The organism is Devosia ginsengisoli (genome assembly GCF_024707105.1).
Lineage (GTDB): Bacteria > Pseudomonadota > Alphaproteobacteria > Rhizobiales > Devosiaceae > Devosia > Devosia ginsengisoli_A.
Window position 1 is genome coordinate 81,473 of sequence record NZ_JANQAJ010000005.1, and the last position, 17,639, is coordinate 99,111.

Here is a 17,639-nt window from a genome sequence, read left to right on the forward strand (position 1 = left end):
GGGAGCATGCAAAGCAACTGGATCGGCAACCGTTCGGTGCCGTCAGAGTCGAAGGACGCCATCGCAGTCATCAATCCGGCCACCGAAGAAACGCTCGGCGAGATTCCGCGCGGCTCGGCCGGCGATGTCGATCAGGCCGTTGCCGCGGCCAAGGCGGCCCAATCCGGCTGGGCCGGCCTGTCGCCCGTCGCGCGCCGCGCCGCGCTTTACGAGATTTCCAACATCCTGCTCGAGCATCAGGAGGAGTTGGCCCGCCTTAACACCATCGAGATGGGCAAGCCACTTTTCCTGTCGCGCAATGAAATCATCGGTGCCGCAAGCGCAGCGCGGCAATTCGGCGAACTGGCCGTGCATATGCGCTCCGGCAGCCAGCAGGCGGCCTATGGCGAACTCAACTTCCAGCAGCGCTTTCCGCGCGGCACGGTTGGCGTCATCGTCCCGTGGAACTATCCGGTGGCGCTCGGCGTCGAGAATGTCAGCGCCGCCATCGCCGTCGGCAATACCGTGGTCTGGAAGCCGTCCGAAAAGACCCCACTGACCTCCCGCCGCATCGCCGAACTGGCTTTTGCCAAGCTCCCGCCCGGCGTCGTCAACCTGGTCCTGGGCAACGGCCCCGGTGCCGGCCAACCGATCGTCGACCATCCCGATGTCAACGCCATCCTCTTCGTCGGTTCGGAAGCCACGGGCCGCCGCATTGGCGAATCCTGCGGTCGCAACCTCAAGAAGGCCATCCTCGAACTCGGCGGCAAGGACCCCCTGATCATCGATGAAACCGTCGACATCGAAAAGGCCGCCGCCTTCACCATCGACGCGGCCTACTTCAATGCCGGCCAGCTCTGCACGGCGACCGAGCGCGTCTATGTGGCCCGCCAGATTTTCGAGCCCTTCGTCGAGGCGCTGGCCCGTCAGTCACGTGCCATCGTCCAGGATGATGGCCTGCTCGACAATGTCGGCATGGGACCGATCGTCGATCGCATCCAGCTCGACAAGATCGTCGAGCAGGTCGATCGCTCGGTCGCTGCCGGTGCGGTGCTCCATTGCGGCGGCGCGCGGCTCGACCGCAAGGGCTGGTTCTATCCGCCCACCGTCATGACGGGCATCAGCAAGGATCAACCGGTCATGGCCGACGAGACCTTCGGTCCGGTCGCGCCCTGCATGCCCTTCGACGATTTCGATGAAGCCCTCGCGCTCGCCAATGATCATCGCTACGGACTGGCCGCGGTGCTGTGCAGCACCTCGTCGCCGCGTTCGCTGAAATTCCTGCACGAAATCCGCGCCGGCATGATCAAGGTCAATGCCCCCCCGCGCAAGGCGCCGGGCGGCACGTCCGAGCCGGTTGGCGCCAGCGGGATCGGCGCCGGCTACGGCCAGGAACTCCTGCTGGAACTGACGCGGCAATCCTCGATACAATGGAAGCCGGCAATCTAGGAGACCCTGATGCGGGCCATTGTCTGCGCCGCCCCCGGCCGGCTGGAATTCACCGATATTGCAGAACCCGTCCGGCAGCCCGGCCAGGTTCTGGTGAAGATGCGCCGGATGGGAATCTGTGGCACGGACATGCATATCTATGGCGGCCGCCAGCCCTTCTTCGAATATCCCCGCATCATCGGCCATGAGCTGAGTGGGGAGGTTGCCGGAGGCGGATGCCGGTTCCGGTCTCGCTGCGGGCGATATCGTCTATATCAATCCCTATCTCGCCTGCGGCACCTGTCATGCCTGCCGTCTCGGCAAGACCAATTGCTGCATGCAGCTCAAGGTGCTGGGCGTGCATGTCGATGGCGGGCTGACCCACTATCTCAGCCTGCCGCGCGCCAATGTCATCAAGGCCGACGGCCTCGATGTCGACCAGGCGGCGATGATCGAATTCCTCGCCGTGGGCGCGCATGCCGTCGCCCGTTCCGGTGTCGTTGCGGGACAGTCCGTGCTGGTCGCCGGCGGCGGACCGATCGGCGTGGGCGTTGCCCTTTTTGCCAGGCTGGCGGGCGCCCGGGTACTGGTGGCCGATATGCGAGCCGAACGCCTCGCCTTCTGCACCGACCAGCTTGGCGTCGAGACGCTGGTGGTGACGCCCGACGTGACCGAGACGCTGCGCGACCGCACCAATGGGGTCTTCCACGAAGTGGTGTTCGATGCCACGGGCAGCCCGCGCTCGATCGAGACCCAGTTTGCCCATGTGGCCAGCGGCGGCACCTATGTCATCGTCAGCGTGGTCAAGGGCGATATTGCTTTCTCGGATGCTGAATTCCACCGCCGCGAGCTCACCTTGCGAGCGTCGCGCAATGCCCTTCCGGCCGATTTCGAAACGGTCGTGGCGGCGATGCGGGCCGGAAATATCCCCAGTGCTGCGCTGAAGACGCATTCGGTCGCGCTCGAGGACCTGCCAGCGGCGATGCCTTCTCTTGTTGACCCGACGAACAGGGTCATCAAGGCACTTGTCGAAATCGCCTAGGCCGCGTTTTTTCACGTTGCTCCACACCTTTGTGCGCCAGTTTGCCGCTCAGACATCAGAATTATCTTTTGATCACAATGTAGTATGCGTTCGCAGTTATATTCTGACCGGTGCGCCAATCTCCGTGCAAACTGCGAACTCCTGCATTACCCGCAATGACCCTATTAGGGTGTTGCCTTGTCGCCGACGATCCACCTGGAGCAGCCATATTGCTGCATAAGCGCGCCACATGTGCTCAGTTTCTCACTGCTGGCAGCGACGGCTGAGCCAGCAAGCGGTGGCGCCGCACCAAGCTGCATGGGTGCTACATTTCATTCGTCGCCGCGAAGGCACTCAAGAACCCTATTCTGGCGAAACCAGGTTCCAGAAGTCTTCGGCTCTGGGGCCCAAATCGTTACGCGACCTGAACAGCCTGATTTCCATCGGAATAGACCATTTGGGCCCACCCGCCTCGCAGATTAGCTTCTGGTCGAGCTCCGAACGCACGACGTTTTCCGGCACCCAGGCGATGCCGCGCCCCTCCAGTGCGAGGCCGAGCAACAGGGCCAGATGCGACTCGGCGATGGGCTTGAGTGCCGGGCGGATCGCTTCGGTGTCGAAAGCCGAGCGGAAGATCCGGCCGAGCCCTGCAGGGCCGTCATAGGCGAGAAAGGGGATGATCTGGTCGGGGTCTCCGTCCATATCGTAGACAGGCCGGCCATGTTTGTCGGGGATTGACACCGGAATGAGCCGGTCGGGCCGCACCGAGATCGACAGAAACCGCTCGTCGTCCAATTGCCAGGGCATGCCTTCCCGATAGTGGCAGAGCAGGAAATGCGCTTCGCCATTGAGCATCATGTTTTCGCAGGCGACGAGGCTGTTGGAGACCAGATTGACCGCGCCAAGCCAGGCGCGCCCGGCCATCGAGCGCAGCCAGATTGGGAAATAACTCAGCGAGAGCACCTGGGTGGTGGCGAAACGCAGGGTCTGAATTTCTTCGATGCCGGTATCCCGGGCAACCCGCCGACCTTCATCGATGCGCGCGAGAATGTCTTCCGCATAGGGCTGAAACGCCACGCCGGCCATGGTCAGGACCACTGGGTGTGAGCGCCTGTCGACCAAGGGCGTTCCGATCCAGTCTTCCAGAAGCCGGATACGGCGGCTGAAGGCGGGCTGGGTGACGTTGCGGGCTTCGGCAGCGCGAGAGAAATTGCCGGTCTTGGCCAGGACTACGAAGTCCGAGAGCCAGGTGACGTCCATGGAATGAGCCTACCTTGCATAATTGTATCGGCAATCGGCATTGGCCATGCCCGCGGGTCCACGAATAGTAAGAAGCCGTCGCAGACGTGGCAAGACAAGGCCGACGGTGCGAGGCAGGAGGAGAAACAAGGCGCGGTACCATGCCGGTGCTTTTGCGCCTCTTGCTTCGATCTTGGCCAGTCATGCGACCGACGAGCGAACGAGGACCAGCCAAGCAAAGAGGCTCCAATTGACCATCAAGTCGGCGCGCGTCACCGCCTATAGCGCACCCTATGATGAGCCCATCACCAACGGGCTTTATACCTATACCCACACTGAAATCGTGGTCGTCGAACTGGAAATGGCGTCCGGCGTCACCGGTGTCGGCTGGACCCATGGCGGGCGCATCGTTTACGAAGCGGCCAAGGAGGTCGCTCAGGTCGTGATCGGCCAGCCCCTCAATACCGAGCGCATCTGGAAGATGATCTACCGGCCGAAGATTTTCGGACGCCGGGGTCTGGCCACCCGCGCCATCAGCGCCGTTGACATCGCTGTATGGGACGCGATCGGCAAGGAAACCGGGCGTTCCGTGCACCAGTTGCTCGGGGGCTGCCGCGGGCAGGTTCCGGCCTATGTGGCCGGCGGCTATTACGGCAAGGGCAAGGGGCTGGACGGCCTGCAGAAGGAAGTCAGCAGCAAGGTCTCCACCGGCGCCAAGGCCATCAAGATGAAGATCGGCGCGGTCCCGATCGCCGAGGATATCGCCCGCGTCGATGCCGTGATCGAGGCGGTCGGGCCAAGCGTGGATGTGCTGGTCGATGCCAACAACGCCTATTCGCGCCTCGACGCGCTCAAGATGGCGCGCCTGCTGGAAGAGCGGAACATCTTCTGGTTCGAGGAACCGCTGTCGCCCGAGGACAATGCCGGCGCCGCCGAACTGGTACAGCGCACGGATGTGCCGATCGCCCTGGGCGAGAACGAATATACGATCACCGGCTTCCGCGAGCTGATCACCGCCCGCGCCGCCGATGTGCTCAATGCCGACGCCCAGATTCTGGGCGGCATCACCGAGTGGCAGAAATGCGCCCACTACGCCGATGCCAACCACATTCCGGTTGCGCCACACGGCGACCAGGAAATCCACGTACACCTGGTGGCGGCAGTGCCGAATGGGCTGGTGGTCGAATATTATGACAACAGCCTCAATACGCTCAAGGATGCCATGTTCAAGCAGCAGCTTGAACTCAATGCCGACGGCTCCATCACCGCGCCGAACCGGCCGGGTCTCGGCTTCGACCTCAATCACGCCGCGCTGGAAAAATTCCGCGTTCAGGACTGATCAAGACCCGGCGCCAGCTAGCCTGGCGCCGGACAAACTCTCTGGAGGAGACAAATGAGATATTCCCGCATTCTGGCCATGGCAGCCCTTGCCCTTGGCCTGGCCGCTCCGGCCGTGGCACAGAACACCGATGTCGAAGTCGGTCCCGAACTGATCGTCTATACCGGCACCGGACTGCCCACCGACCTGGCCGACGCCCTGGTCCAGCCCTTTGCTGACTACATGGATGAAAAATACGGCGTGCCGGTCAATGTGCGCACCGTTCCGGGCGCCATTCCGCAATCCTGGCTGACGCTGCAGACCGAATGGCCTAACCCGACCGGCGACGTCTATCTGCTCTATAACCAGAACGTGCAGGAAGGCATCGAGCTCGGCTATTGGAACAAGCTCGAAGACCAGTATACGCCCGAGGAATGGGCAACCTTCGATGCTGACGCGCTGGCCGCGATGAATCTCGACGGCTATGCCGCGCCGATGGAAATTGCCGCCTGGGTGCTTGCGGTTCAGGATTCGCTGGAAGACGGTGTCGTGACCTCCCTGGCCGATCTGGCCAAGCCAGAACTTGCCGGCCGCATCACTTTCGATTCCGCGCTTTCAGTGGCCAGCGGCTACAACGCCATTGCTGCCGCAGTGACGATCCGGGGCGACGACTGGCGCACCTGGTTCGTCGACGGCACCTTCAATGAAGAGGCGGCCCGGCCCGCATTCGAGCTGGTGTCCTCCTGGGCGGACAATGCCCTGACCTTGACCCAGGGTTCCGGCTCGATCGTGCCGTTGCTGCGCCGCGGCGAAGCGCTGGCCTCGGCCTGGTGGTGGCATAACGTCATCCTCGAAGAAGCCGAAGGCACCCCGATCCATGTAGTCGAGCCCAGCGAAGGCGTGATCGCCGTGGTCCAGGCCGGGCCGGTCGTGTCCTCGGCCAGCAAGAACCCGGTCGCGGCAACCGAATGGGTGAAGTTCTTCCATTCCGCAGTGGCTACCGAAACGGCAAAGTCCCTGAACTATCACAGCCGCATGCCGCGTTCGGACGAAGTGGCATCGGACGAATGGACGGCATTTGCGGCCAAGGCCAATTTCGTGTTCGTCGATGAATTCAGGGGTGCAATGCTTGACCCGGAATACAATTCGGCCGTGCTCGACTTCTACAATCGGGTCGTTATCCAGGGCCAATAAGGCCAGAACCGGCGCGGACAAATTTCACTGATGACCGATATAACCAACACTCCATCATCGGGCCTCTCCGCGCCGGATGCACAAGATCAGGGACGGCACGTTTCGCGCCGGCGCCTCAGGCGTGAGAAGACGTTCTACCGTCTGCTCACGCTGCCGGCCCTGACTATTGTCGGGCTGGTTGCCATCGTGCCGCTGTTGCTGCTTTTCGTCGGCAGCCTGCGGGACCAGCGTTCGGGCCTGTTCACCCTCGACAACTACGTCAATACGCTGGGCAACGGCTTCTTCATGCGCACGCTCGCCACCACCATCGCCATGGCGGGCGGGGTAACGGCGATCTCCATTCTCATGGCCCTGCCGCTGGCCTATCTGCTGGCGCGCCGGACGCTATTGCGTAATATCGTCATGCCGATCATCACAGTGCCGCGCATGCTGCCCTTCGTGGTCATCGGCTATGCGATGATCCTGCTCCTGGCCCCGATGACCGGTGTCGCCAACAAGGTCCTGATGGGTCTCGGCATCCTGCAGCAACCCGCCTTCATCCTCTTTGACTGGCCCGGCCAGGCTATCGCCTTTGCCTATAACGGCATCGTGGTTGCGACCGCCGTGCTGACGGGCGTGCTGATGTCGGTCGACACCCAGCTCGAAGATGCCGCCGTGAGCATGGGCGCCAGCAAGCCCCGCGCCTTCTTCGCTGTTACGGTACCACTGGCTACCCCCGGCATCATCGCCGCCAGTGCTCTCATCTTCACCTCGGTTGTTACCGCCTATGCCATCCCGGTCATGCTCAACGGCCGCGTACCCTATATGGTCTCCCTCCTGATCTCGGCCAATCTCCTGACCCTTCAGCAACAAAATCTCGCCTATGCCCAGGCCATCATCGTTTCCGTGCTGGCCCTTGGCGTGACCACGATCGGGCAGGTGGTCCTGTCCCGCTACGGCCAAAGGGGAGGGGACAAATGAGCGCCGCCCGTTTGCGCCTGACGCCTGCCATCTTCTTTGGCCGCGCCGCTCTGGCGGTCTATCTCCTGATCATGCTGCTGTGGCTGACCTTCCCAGTGGTCCTGGTGCTGCTCGCCTCGTTCCAGGGCACGCTGGAAGTCTCCTTCCCGGCACCGGTCAGCTTCGACGCCTACAAGACCATTCCGCCCTCCTATTGGGAGGCCTTCTGGTTCACCATCCGCGCTGCGCTGCTCGCCACCGGCATCGCCCTTCTCGTGGCCATTCCGGCCGCCTGGGCCATGGTCCGCGGCAAGCTGGCTGGACGCCGGATAATGAGCAATCTTGTGCTCATCCCGGATGTGGTCCCGCAGTTGATCCTGGGTATCGCGCTGCTGACCGTGTTCATCCCGCTGCGCCTGTCCAACAGCTTTGCCGGCGTCATGTTGGCCCTGGTGGCACTCAGCCTCTCGACCGGACTGCGCTTTACCGAGGCGCTGCTGGAAGGTCTGCCGGACGAGTATGAACAGGCCGCGCAATCGCTCGGCGCCAACAAGTTCACCACCTTCAGGCTGGTCGTGCTGCCCCTGATTGCTCCGGGCGTTGCCATCGCAGCCCTCTTCATCTTCATGCAGAATCTCATCACTTTCGAGCTTCTGTTCTTCATCTCTGGCCCGAGCGCTACACCCATCGCCATCCGCCTGTTCAGCGACATCATCGACCGGGGTATCGTGCCCTACGCCGTCGCCATGGCCGGTATCCTCGTCTACGTGGCGATCGCCTTCTACACCCTGGTCGCCGTGTCTCTCGGTCCCAAATATATGGCCGGCTCGGTCATGAGCCGCAAAGGTTGACCCCTATGAATATGTCCAACAACGCCGCTCAGCCGGTCCATATCGACCGCGTGCGAAAAACCTTTGGCGAATTCGTCGCGGTGCGCGAACTGAGCCTCGATATCGAGGCCGGCGAATTCGTGACCTTTCTGGGCCCCAGTGGGTGCGGAAAGTCGACGACGCTCAAGATGCTTTCGGGACTATTGCCCCAGGACAGCGGTGAGATCCGTTTTGGCAACAAGCGCATCGACATGCTGCCGGCCAACAAGCGCAATATCGGTCTGGTGTTCCAGAATTACGCGCTTTTCCCGCATATGAGCGTCGCCGAGAACATCGCCTTCGGCCTGCGCATGCGCGGCTGGAGCCGGGCCGACAAGGACAAGCGCGTCGAGCAATTGCTGCAATTGGTGCGGCTCGAAGGTCTCGGCAATCGCAAGCCGGAACAGCTCAGCGGCGGCCAGCAGCAGCGCGTCGCCGTGGCCCGCGCCCTGGCCTTCAACCCGGACCTGGTGCTGCTCGATGAACCGCTCTCCAATCTCGATGCCAAGCTGCGCGAGCAGGTGCGGCTCGACCTGCGCGATATCCAGCGCAGGGCCAACCAGACGACGATTTTCGTGACCCATGATCAGGTTGAGGCCTTGGTGATGAGCGACCGCATCGTTCTGATGAACAAGGGCGGAGTGGAGCAGGTCGGCACTCCCTACGAGCTCTACGCCACCCCCGCGACTGAGTTCGGCGCCCGTTTCGTCGGCGCCAACAATCTTATTGCCGGGACTCTCGACAAGAGCAGTGGTGCCATCCAGGCCCGCATCGGTCCGGAGACAGTTCAGCCAGTGTCGACACATTCCAACAATGTCGAGAAGGACGGCATGGATATCTGGTACTGTGTGCGGCCGGAGCATGTGGCCATGCGACCCCAAAGCAGCGCCGGTCATTTTGGTGGACGCGTTATGGACAAGATATATCAGGGTACCACGGTCCTGATCGATCTCGACGTCAAGGGATTGGGCACGGTCCGCGCCGAGCGCCCAGCGCTTGAGGTCGGTGATTTGGGCGTGGGAACCGATGTCGGTGTACACATCGAACGCTCACATGCTGTGGCGCGGCTGGGTTGACTGACCTCTGAGCAAATATCGAGTAAGATCTGGCCGTCCGTTTCCGCAGGCCTGTTCACTCCGCTATCTTTGCCGCGCATTCTAAATCCGCCAGCAATCGAGGAAGTTGGTGAAGCAATGTTGCCAGTTCAGAACTGTATGCTACGTTACAAACGTTGAGTTGCCGGCGACGTAAGGGAGGAGGCGACGCCTTCTGCGGCGGCAAGGCGGCAGGTTGGTCTTGCAAGGCGCCATGATTTTGAGCGCGTTCGCAGGGCTCAAGCCCAGGCACAGCTGCGCTGCCGTCTGATTGAAAGGTTTTCTGATGAGCAAGAAGAACGTGAGTTGGGTAATAGGCGGCGCGGCGGCGATAACCGTGGCGGGAGCGGGCCTTTTCGCCTATGGCCTCGAAAGTCAGGCATTGACGAGGGCCCCCGTGCCGCAGGTCCAGAACCACGTTCTGGTCGCTCAGGCTGAGACAACGTCGGTCTCCTACACCGCTGAGCAAGCCGAGCGCGGCAAGACCGAGTTCAACAAGGAGTGCGTGGAATGCCACGGCCAGGACCTGCGGGGCGGGCTGCTCGGCGGGCCGCCGCTGCGCGGCGTGAGCTTTTTGCAGAAGTATGGCGGCGGCAGCCCGGCTGGCGTGTTGTACGAGGTCATGAGCTCGACCATGCCGCCCAACGCACCGGGAAGCTATTCGCCCACTGTCTATGCCGACCTGATGGCGCATATCCTCAAGACCAACGGGGTCCGATCGGGAAGCACCGAGCTGCCCTCCGATATCGACGCGCTCTACGAGCTCACCATCGACAAGTGATGGTGCCCGGCGCTTCCCTTCCCAGGTGATCGGCCTGGATCTAACCCTGCAACTGGTGGTCACGCGCTTCCTCGCGGGCGTGATCATCGCCACCGTGCAGGGCGCGACGATCGCCACCATTGCCGTTTTGCTGGGCGACAGGGGGCCGCGCTATGACGGGCGGCTGACACTCTCGCCCGCCAGTCATATCGACCTGCTGGGGCTCGGCTCGCTCATGCTGGCGGGCTTCGGTTGGAGCCGGTCGGTGGCGATCGACCCCGGCCAGCTGCGCATCGGCCGCTGGGGGCTGGTGCTCGCCGCTTTGGCCGGCAGTCTCGCCTTGCTCGTCGCTGGCTGGTTGCTCACCTTGCTGGTCATCCCGGCCCTGACACTGCTGCCGCACACGGCGGCCTTGGTGGTTGCCGCTTTTCTGCGCAGCGCGGCCCAGCTCTGTGTCTGGATGGCGCTGTTTACGCTCGTGCCAGTGCCGCCGCTCGCCGGCGCGCATATCCTTGCCGCGCTGGGCGTCCGCCTGCCGTCCGCTGCCGGCATGGTCATCGGCTGCCTGCTGCTGGCGCTTTCCGTCCTAGGCATCACCAGAATGGTGTTGGCGCCGGCCTATCAGATCCTTGCCCCGCTCGTGCTCGGCGCCGATTTCGCTCGATAGAGCGGTATCAGTCGATCGGACGCACGCCATAGCGCGCCATGATGGCGGCGATCGTGCCGTCCGCCGCCAACTCGGCGAAGGTTTGGTCGATGACGCGTTTGAGCGTGATGTCGCCCTTCCACAGGCCGAAGACCATATTGTAGCGGGCGAGTTCCGGCGGGGCCCAGGCCACGGTCCAGTCATGCTCTTCCGCCAGCCGGCTCGCCAGCATCGCCTCGGTCACCCCCGCGTCCAGCGTGCCGTCGGCAAGGCCATCGGCCAGCGCCTCGGGGCTGGTCAGAATGCGTGCCGTGGCCCCCTGGTTGCGCAGGAAGCTCGCCAGCCCTATGCGGTCGAGACCCGATATCAGCGTCAGCACGCCGACCTGCTTGCCCTCAAGGCTTTCAACCGAGGTCGGCGAGACGACCGCCCAGCCGGTCTGGGCATAGGCTGGGCCGGTCTCGAGAAAGGAACGCGTTTGTGCCGAATTGACCACGCCGCCGGCAATCACCTGGCACTGAGCGCGGTTGAGGCCCCAGTTGCGCGGGTTGAAATCGCGTCCCATGGCGCCGTTCTCATTGATGACAAGCGAGACCCCGATGCGCTGCGCCAGCACCTGCAGCAGCTCGATATCGACGCCGGGCCGATCCGGGTCGCCGGTCACCAATGGCGGATAAAGCGGTGGTACGCAGGCGCGCAATGCGCCGGCCCGCTCGATCTCGCGCAAAGATGTATCCGGCGGCAAAAGGCTTATGCCGACAAGCAGCGCCAGCACCGCCCCGAAACTGATCAGATCGCGCATCCCTCCGTTCTCGGCCACCGCAGCCTCACATCCGGTGGAAGTCGTAGAGCGCGATGCTGAACAGCACCACGCAGGCGGTGACGATCACGGTAATCCCCATCCAGGGGTCGAACTGGTTGTAGTTGATCAGGGCGCCGCGCAGCGCATCCACCGCATAGGTCAGCGGGTTCCATTCGATGATGGTCACCAGCCAGTCGGGATAGACCACGCGCGTCTGCGCCCGGCTCAGCGCCGGATCGAGCGGAAAGATCGAGCTGGAGGTGAAATAGAGCGGCAGGATCACCGCGTTGGAAAAGACGCCAAATCCCTGGAAACTGCCTATGCGATTGGCGATCACCACGCCCAGCGAGGTCAGCGCGAAGGCAAGCAGCGCCATCAGACCCAGCGCCCTGAGAACGTCGACCGGGGTAAGCGGTATATCGGCAAAACGGGCCAGGATCAGCACCAGGCATCCATGCAGCACCGCCACAGTCGTGCCGCCCAGCACCTTGGCCAGCAGGATTGTCGTTCGCGACAGTGGCGACACCAGCACTTCGCGCAGGAAACCGAATTCGCGATCCCATATCACCGACACCGCCGACTGCACTGAAGTGAACATGATGTTGAGGGCGATGACGGCCGGAAAGATGAATTGCAGATAGGTGAAGGGTACGACGAAGGTGACCGCGCCATAGACCTCGCCTCGGAAATAGGGATTGAGCCCGATCCCCAGGATCAGCACCCACAGGATCGGCCGGCTGACCCCGCCAATGAGTTGGCCCCGATCGCGAAACGCACGCTTCACTTCACGCAGCCACAGCCCATAGAGCCCGCCAAGCTGCACCATCAGCGCACGATGCCATTCCATTGCCCGGACCTCGCTCATCTCGTGTGCTCGCCTCCGCGCTTGCCGAAGGCAAAGGTCTGTTCGCGTGCGCCGGCCGCCCGGTCGCGCAGCTCGCGCCCGGTCAACGATAGGAAGACTGTTTCGAGGCTCGGCACCTCCACCTTGAGCGCGCTGATCCGCGTGCCGAATTCGGCAAGGAACGCGGCGATGAAGGCATCGTCGCTGGCCAGCGTCAGTTCCGTGCCCTGCCTGCCGGTCAGGCGGTCGGGATATTGTGCCGAAATCGCCGCGCTGTCGGCCTCGGTCAGCGGCGTCACGCGCACCAGGGATTGCCCGTGCGCCTGCTTCAGCGCTTCCGGCGTGTCGAGCGCCAGCACCTTGCCGCCATCGATGATGCAGACCCGATCACAGTTCTCCACCTCCTCGATATAGTGGGTGGTCACCAGCACTGTGATGTCCCGCTCGGTCCGCAGCCGGCGCAGATAGGCCCAGATGCGCTCCCGCGTCTGCGCGTCGAGCCCTACGGTCGGCTCGTCGAGCAGCAGGATTTTGGAATCATGGATCAGCGCCCGCGCGATCTCGAGCCGCCGCTTCATGCCAGATGACAGCGCCCGCACCGGCTTGGCCGCCCAGTCGGACAGCTCGACCAGCGCCAGCATTTCTTCGATCCGCGCCCGCCTGATCTTGCGTGGCACGCCGAAGACCAGCCCATGCAGTTCGAGATTCTCGCGCACCGTCAGCCGGTCGTCGAGGCTGGGCTCCTGGAAGACGATGCCGAGACGCTGCCGTGCGGCCCGCGGGTTCTTCGCGACATCCATGCCGCCAATGAGCGCCGTGCCGCTATCGGGCCGCAGAATGGTGCTCAGGATATGGAGCAGCGTTGTCTTGCCGGCGCCGTTCGGCCCCAGCAGCGCGAACAGTTCCTGCTCGCGCACGGCAAAGCTCACCGCGTCGAGCGCCAATGTGCGGCCGTAGCGCTTGGAGATGGCGTCGAGGCTTATCGCGTCAGCAGAAGCAAGCGGGGTAGCGTCGGGCATCATGGGGCTGCAACGGTGGCGGGGAAATCGAAGCTTTCGAGTATGCCCGCCAGAGTACCATCGGCGGCAAGCGCGGCAATGGCCTCGTCGATGGCGTTGCGCAGGAATTTCTGGTCGGACAGCACCACCGCACCCACGCCAAGCGTGGTCGGCGGCAGCGGATCGGGGGCGACAATGTGCAGTTCCGCATAGGCGGGATCGCTGCGCTGCTTGCCCCACAGGCTCGGCGCCCATACCAGCGCGATATCGACGGAGCCGCTGAGCAGTGATTCAAGTGCCTGCTCGTTGGTGCCCATGGGATAGGCCGGCCATCGCTTGTCTGTCGGCAGCGCCGACAGGTAGGAAACGAGCCGGAGATGAGCCGTGGTGCCCACCGTGGCGCCGATGGGGTGCCCCGGCGGCAGGTCGGCAAGCGCGTGCAGTTCAGGGTTGGAGGCGACGAAGACATATTGGGTATCGTAATAGGCCCGAGTCAGCGCGATCCAGTTGGCATATCCCTCGGGAATCAGCTTGAAGCCCATATGGACATCGCAGTGTTCCACCATGATCGAATAGACCCTGGTGATGTCTTCGATGGCGATCTCGCGCTCCACCACATAGCGCTGCGGTTCGAGCAGCAGGGTGGCGGCGATGGCGTCGGCAATGGCGCCGGCCACTTCCCAATCGGGGTCGCGCTTGTCGATACAGTAGCGAAGCTGGGATTCATCCAGCCGCCGGCCGATATTCCACTGGCCGTCGGCAAAGGGGACGTCGTCGAAATCCGCCTCCTGGGCAAAGGCAGGTACAGCCAGCGCAAATGCCAGCGTCATGATGCCCGTCAGGCGCAGGAAAACCCAACCAATCCGCAAGATCGGACCTCACCGGAAAGGCACCGGGCGGACTGGAAGTTCCAGGTCCGCCCGGGCCGGTGTCAGGATGCGCTCAGCCGGTTATTCGGCGTCGGGCAGTGCGAAGACATAGAGCGCCACCGGGTTGTTCGGTGGCAGCTTCACGTCCGGGGTCAACGACTGGAGGCGGCCCAGGCCGTTACCGAAGGCTGCCACAATGGCGATATACTGCTTGCCATCGGCTTCGTAGCTGATCGGGAACGACTCGAGCGAGTTGCTGAGCGTCGGGCTGGTCCAGAGAACATCGCCCGTTTCGTCGTCGAATGCGATGAGCTTGCGATCCAGCGTGCCGACGAACACGACACCGCCGGCGGTCGGCAGGGTCGAGGACGTGACCGGCGCATATTGCCGGTACTGCCACATCTCGGACTGGTCATCCACCTTGAAGGCGCGGACCTGGCCGATATTGCCGTCACCGTCGGGCCGGGCCACGCGCGAATAGGTCTGCAGGCCGCCGCCGGTATAGATCTGGCCCGGATCGAGCGGGTTGACCGTAGTATTCGAGCAGAATTCCACCGTCGGCAGGTAGATGGCGCCGGTCTTGGGGCTATAGGACGTAGCCTGCCAGGCCTTGCTGCCCGGGTCGGCGGGGCAGTTGAAGGTGGTTTCCCCGATCACCGGAATGACTTCGGGGTTGATCTCCTTGGCGCCGGTTTCCGGGTCGATCGACAGCACCACATTCTGCGGCACGGTTTCCTTGGCCCACAGCCATTCGCCGGTATTGCGGTCGATGGCTTCCATGATGCCCAGCTTGCCTGTCGTCACCACCATGTCGTCGATGATCAGGCGTTCATAGACATAGTCGAGGTCGAGCGAGTCGGTTGGCAGGTACTGGTGGTACCACTTGAGGTCGCCGCTGGTCGCATCGATAGCGAGCGTCGAGTTGGTGTAGAGCGCCTCGTTGGTGACGTTCGGGTCCGAGCTCTTGGGTGTGAGGCCCGCGATCTCGACGTTCCACGGATAAGGCTGGCCGACGCCGGCAAAGATCAGGTTCTGCTCGGGATCGTAGGAGCCGGTGATCCAGGCCGAAGCGCCGTGGCGGCTTTCGAGCGGAATGCCGTTCCAGCTGTTGCCTTCGGGCGTATCGCCACGCGCGATGGTGTTGACGCGCCAGATTTCCTCGCCGGTCTCGGCATCGTGGCCGGTGAAGAAGCAGCCGCCTGGCTGGGCATTGCTGCAATTGGTCATGCCCTGGATGACGACGCCATTGGCGACCAGCGGACCGGAAGAATAGCCAAAGCCGCTCTTGTAGTTCGCCACCTGCTGGTCCCAGACCAGATCGCCGGTCTTGATGTCGAGCGCGATGATGTGAGCGTCACGGGTGGCGACGATCAGGTTGTTGCCATAGATGGCTTTGGAGCGTTCGCCGCCGGGGGTTACGCCATCGGGCAGTTCATACTGGTATTCCCAGATGAGTTCGCCGGTTGCGGCGTTCAGGGCCTGGATACGATGGTCGGAATTCTGGAGGAACATGACGCCGTCGTGGACGAGCGGGGTTTCCTGAGTGGCTCGACCAGGGCTCATGCCCCAGGACCAGGCCAGTTGCAGCTTACCGACGTTTTCCTTGTTGATCTGCTCGAGCGGGCTATAGCCCCAGCCGTTGAACGTGCGGCGCCACATCAACCAGTCGGCATCGGGCGGGTTGAGCAGCATCTCGTCCGTGACGGGCGTGATCGAGTCGATTGGTGCATCCTGGGCGATCGCCGCGTGGACGGCCATCAACGATACTGCGACCGCAACGAGCGCAGTTAGTTTCGGACTACTCTTCATGAGTGTCTCCTCTCCTCCAAAAATGCTTTGCTAGCGCTCGGGCTGGTCGTTGCCAGGGAATTGCCTTGCCGCAAATTTGTACGCTAGCTTACTATCAGCTAAGCCGATGCGGTGGGGAACGTCAACACGACGCAGACGTTTCCATGTCGATTTTGGGCGAAGCCCGGAATTTTCAGCGCGCTGAGGATTTTGCGCGGGCGCCGTTGCCCCAGCGGTAATGCTGCCTATCGGAGATTTGCCCGTCTCTTCGCTGCGCGAAGACAGGGCCGGAAACAACCAGGGACGCATTGCGCGTCGATAAGAGGAGAAAGATCATGCCTGCAATTTCAAGGCGCAAGTTCGTTGCCGGATCGGTCGCGGCACTGGCCGTTCCGGCCGTATTGACCGGTCGAGCCTTCGCGGCCGAGCACGAAGTTCATATGCTCAACAAGGGCGAGGCGGGCGCCATGGTGTTCGAGCCCGCGCTGATCCGGGTTGCGGCCGGCGACACCGTCAAATTCATTCCCACCGATCCGGGCCACAATGCCGAGACCATCCGGGGCATGGCGCCCGAGGGGTCCGAACCGTTCAAGGGCGCCATCGGCAAGGAAGTCGACGTGACGTTCACCGTGCCGGGCGTCTATGGCGTGAAGTGCCTGCCGCACTTCGCCATGGGCATGGTCGCGCTGGTGGTCGTTGACGATCCCGCCGCCAATCTCGAAGAAGCCAAGGCGGTCCGAAACCCGCCCAAGGCAAAGGAGCGCTTCGACGCCATCTTTGCCGAGCTCGGCGACTGATCCCATCGTGCGGACCCGGGGGCAATCGCCCCCGGTTCGCACGAAATAGGCGCCGGCCGATGACCTATGCGCTTATTCGAGCGGCACCAGCATGGTGCAGACGGGAGCCCAGGTGCTGTTTGCCGTGATGGGACATTCGGTGAAGAATTCGAGGCCGGGCACGTCGGAATAATTGTAGTTCGTCGTGGGCATCCATTTGTCGAGCATATAGGCGTAGATTTCAGGGCGGGGGCGCGGATTGCGGGTATTGTCGATAACCGCGTAAAGCCCTGGATCGATGGTCACGAGATTGTTCTTGATCTCATCCAGCTGCAGCCGTGCGTCCTGATCGTCGGCAAAGACATAGCAACAGTCATAACGAATTTCGTTGGAGGGGGTGACGCGAGGATCGTCGTAGACGCGCCCGAGAAACCGCGCGCCCGCTTCATCGCCGCCCCGTAGCGCATCGGGCAGCCGGTCGAGGAAGTCCCGCCAGATTTCCTGCATCCTGGAATAGGGCCCGTAATACCGGCGGAACAGGCAACGGTAGCTGCCTATATCGCGTGTCTGGATCTGGGGAGCCGCGTCCAGGGACACGCCACGGTTTCGCTGCCGGTAAAAAATCTCGGCATCCCATGATGCATTGTCGGACCGATATGCGGTAGGCGAAACACCCCAGAAGGAGCGGAACGCACGGGTGAAGGCGGCATTGCTGCCATAGCCGTAGGCGATGGCGATCTCGTAGATGGATTGGTTCGTGTGTTTCAGCCGGGACGCCGCATTGTGCATCCTCACCCGCTTGAAATAGGCATAATACGACTCGCCCACTTCGGTCTGGAACAAGCGCTCGAAATAGAACTTGCTGAGCCTGACCTTGGCTGCCGCCGCATCGAGATCGATAGGCTCTGAAATATTTTGCTCGATATATTTGAGTGCCGCGAGTACCCGAATATCCACTGGCCTGGTCCCACCTTGGCAGCAGTTTCCTGCCGACGCCCAAACTCCTGCACCATCCAGCCTGGCCGCTCTCGCCGCGATCTGTTCAAACCTGGATGCCGGCCCGGTCATAGCAGCG

At 62.7% G+C, this 17,639-nt stretch carries 16 protein-coding genes and 1 pseudogene; 10 read left to right on the top strand and 7 right to left on the bottom strand.

What is annotated here, in order from left to right; all coding sequences use genetic code 11:
• Positions 1–6 precede the first annotated feature (6 nt).
• Together NVV79_RS01865 and NVV79_RS01870 are read left to right on the top strand one after the other, a co-directional pair.
• A complete protein-coding gene (locus NVV79_RS01865; protein WP_303985672.1) occupies positions 7–1,428 on the top strand; it encodes an aldehyde dehydrogenase in 1,422 nt (473 codons plus the stop codon).
• A 9-nt stretch (positions 1,429–1,437) separates the two neighbouring features.
• Positions 1,438–2,449 (top strand): annotated as a pseudogene (locus NVV79_RS01870) (zinc-binding alcohol dehydrogenase family protein).
• A gap of 342 nt (positions 2,450–2,791) precedes the next feature.
• On the opposite strand, the gene NVV79_RS01875 reads toward NVV79_RS01870, so the two are convergent.
• Positions 2,792–3,688, bottom strand: coding sequence for a LysR family transcriptional regulator (locus NVV79_RS01875; protein ID WP_303985674.1), 897 nt, complete (start codon positions 3,686–3,688; stop codon positions 2,792–2,794).
• 229 nt (positions 3,689–3,917) lie between these two features.
• On the opposite strand from NVV79_RS01875, the gene NVV79_RS01880 reads away from it, so the two are divergent.
• The 7 genes from NVV79_RS01880 (at position 3,918) to NVV79_RS01910 (ending at position 10,508) form a co-directional block, all read left to right on the top strand.
• Positions 3,918–5,006, top strand: coding sequence for a mandelate racemase/muconate lactonizing enzyme family protein (locus NVV79_RS01880; RefSeq protein WP_303985676.1), 1,089 nt, complete (start codon positions 3,918–3,920; stop codon positions 5,004–5,006).
• A gap of 54 nt (positions 5,007–5,060) precedes the next feature.
• Positions 5,061–6,179 carry an ABC transporter substrate-binding protein gene (locus NVV79_RS01885; protein WP_303985679.1) on the top strand — a complete coding sequence of 373 codons (1,119 nt, stop codon included), beginning with the start codon at positions 5,061–5,063 and terminating at the stop codon, positions 6,177–6,179.
• Between the two features lie 30 nt (positions 6,180–6,209).
• Entirely contained in the window at positions 6,210–7,139 is a 930-nt protein-coding gene (locus tag NVV79_RS01890) for an ABC transporter permease (protein ID WP_303985681.1), read from the top strand.
• Positions 7,136–7,969 carry an ABC transporter permease gene (locus NVV79_RS01895; RefSeq protein WP_303985683.1) on the top strand — a complete coding sequence of 278 codons (834 nt, stop codon included), beginning with the start codon at positions 7,136–7,138 and terminating at the stop codon, positions 7,967–7,969. The genes NVV79_RS01890 and NVV79_RS01895 overlap by 4 nt, the downstream gene beginning before the upstream one ends.
• Positions 7,970–7,974: 5 nt before the next feature.
• Positions 7,975–9,063 carry an ABC transporter ATP-binding protein gene (locus NVV79_RS01900; protein WP_303985685.1) on the top strand — a complete coding sequence of 363 codons (1,089 nt, stop codon included), beginning with the start codon at positions 7,975–7,977 and terminating at the stop codon, positions 9,061–9,063.
• Between the two features lie 304 nt (positions 9,064–9,367).
• Positions 9,368–9,862, top strand: coding sequence for a c-type cytochrome (locus tag NVV79_RS01905; RefSeq protein WP_303985687.1), 495 nt, complete (start codon positions 9,368–9,370; stop codon positions 9,860–9,862).
• A 25-nt stretch (positions 9,863–9,887) separates the two neighbouring features.
• Positions 9,888–10,508: a hypothetical protein gene (locus NVV79_RS01910; RefSeq protein WP_303985688.1), complete on the top strand. Its 621-nt coding sequence runs from the start codon at positions 9,888–9,890 to the stop codon at positions 10,506–10,508.
• Between the two features lie 7 nt (positions 10,509–10,515).
• On the opposite strand, the gene NVV79_RS01915 is transcribed toward NVV79_RS01910, so the two are convergent.
• From NVV79_RS01915 to NVV79_RS01935, 5 genes are all read right to left on the bottom strand, one after another.
• Entirely contained in the window at positions 10,516–11,289 is a 774-nt protein-coding gene (locus tag NVV79_RS01915; protein WP_303985690.1) for an ABC transporter substrate-binding protein, read from the bottom strand.
• A gap of 25 nt (positions 11,290–11,314) precedes the next feature.
• Positions 11,315–12,136, bottom strand: coding sequence for an ABC transporter permease (locus NVV79_RS01920; RefSeq protein WP_303985692.1), 822 nt, complete (start codon positions 12,134–12,136; stop codon positions 11,315–11,317).
• A gap of 14 nt (positions 12,137–12,150) precedes the next feature.
• Positions 12,151–13,152: an ABC transporter ATP-binding protein gene (locus tag NVV79_RS01925; RefSeq protein WP_303985694.1), complete on the bottom strand. Its 1,002-nt coding sequence runs from the start codon at positions 13,150–13,152 to the stop codon at positions 12,151–12,153.
• Positions 13,152–14,000 carry an ABC transporter substrate-binding protein gene (locus tag NVV79_RS01930; protein ID WP_303985696.1) on the bottom strand — a complete coding sequence of 283 codons (849 nt, stop codon included), beginning with the start codon at positions 13,998–14,000 and terminating at the stop codon, positions 13,152–13,154. Before NVV79_RS01930 ends, NVV79_RS01925 begins: the two co-directional genes overlap by 1 nt.
• 81 nt (positions 14,001–14,081) lie before the next feature.
• Entirely contained in the window at positions 14,082–15,809 is a 1,728-nt protein-coding gene (locus NVV79_RS01935) for a PQQ-binding-like beta-propeller repeat protein (RefSeq protein ID WP_303985698.1), read from the bottom strand.
• Positions 15,810–16,123: 314 nt separating this feature from the next.
• On the opposite strand from NVV79_RS01935, the gene NVV79_RS01940 reads away from it, so the two are divergent.
• Positions 16,124–16,585, top strand: coding sequence for a pseudoazurin (locus NVV79_RS01940; RefSeq protein WP_303985700.1), 462 nt, complete (start codon positions 16,124–16,126; stop codon positions 16,583–16,585).
• Positions 16,586–16,657: 72 nt separating this feature from the next.
• Here NVV79_RS01940 and NVV79_RS01945 read toward each other — a convergent pair whose 3' ends face one another.
• Positions 16,658–17,632, bottom strand: coding sequence for a GyrI-like domain-containing protein (locus tag NVV79_RS01945; RefSeq protein ID WP_303985701.1), 975 nt, complete (start codon positions 17,630–17,632; stop codon positions 16,658–16,660).
• Positions 17,633–17,639 lie beyond the last annotated feature (7 nt).

What these genes read in the sequence shown, in the direction of transcription:
- NVV79_RS01865 (WP_303985672.1), top strand. Translation starts at nt 7, where the DNA reads ATGCAAAGCAACTGGATCGGCAACCGTTCGGTGCCGTCAGAGTCGAAG.
- NVV79_RS01875 (WP_303985674.1), bottom strand. Translation starts at nt 3,688, where the DNA reads ATGGACGTCACCTGGCTCTCGGACTTCGTAGTCCTGGCCAAGACCGGC.
- NVV79_RS01885 (WP_303985679.1), top strand. Translation starts at nt 5,061, where the DNA reads ATGAGATATTCCCGCATTCTGGCCATGGCAGCCCTTGCCCTTGGCCTG.
- NVV79_RS01890 (WP_303985681.1), top strand. Translation starts at nt 6,210, where the DNA reads ATGACCGATATAACCAACACTCCATCATCGGGCCTCTCCGCGCCGGAT.
- NVV79_RS01895 (WP_303985683.1), top strand. Translation starts at nt 7,136, where the DNA reads ATGAGCGCCGCCCGTTTGCGCCTGACGCCTGCCATCTTCTTTGGCCGC.
- NVV79_RS01900 (WP_303985685.1), top strand. Translation starts at nt 7,975, where the DNA reads ATGAATATGTCCAACAACGCCGCTCAGCCGGTCCATATCGACCGCGTG.
- NVV79_RS01905 (WP_303985687.1), top strand. Translation starts at nt 9,368, where the DNA reads ATGAGCAAGAAGAACGTGAGTTGGGTAATAGGCGGCGCGGCGGCGATA.
- NVV79_RS01915 (WP_303985690.1), bottom strand. Translation starts at nt 11,289, where the DNA reads ATGCGCGATCTGATCAGTTTCGGGGCGGTGCTGGCGCTGCTTGTCGGC.
- NVV79_RS01920 (WP_303985692.1), bottom strand. Translation starts at nt 12,136, where the DNA reads ATGGAATGGCATCGTGCGCTGATGGTGCAGCTTGGCGGGCTCTATGGG.
- NVV79_RS01925 (WP_303985694.1), bottom strand. Translation starts at nt 13,152, where the DNA reads ATGCCCGACGCTACCCCGCTTGCTTCTGCTGACGCGATAAGCCTCGAC.
- NVV79_RS01935 (WP_303985698.1), bottom strand. Translation starts at nt 15,809, where the DNA reads ATGAAGAGTAGTCCGAAACTAACTGCGCTCGTTGCGGTCGCAGTATCG.
- NVV79_RS01940 (WP_303985700.1), top strand. Translation starts at nt 16,124, where the DNA reads ATGCCTGCAATTTCAAGGCGCAAGTTCGTTGCCGGATCGGTCGCGGCA.
- NVV79_RS01945 (WP_303985701.1), bottom strand. Translation starts at nt 17,632, where the DNA reads ATGACCGGGCCGGCATCCAGGTTTGAACAGATCGCGGCGAGAGCGGCC.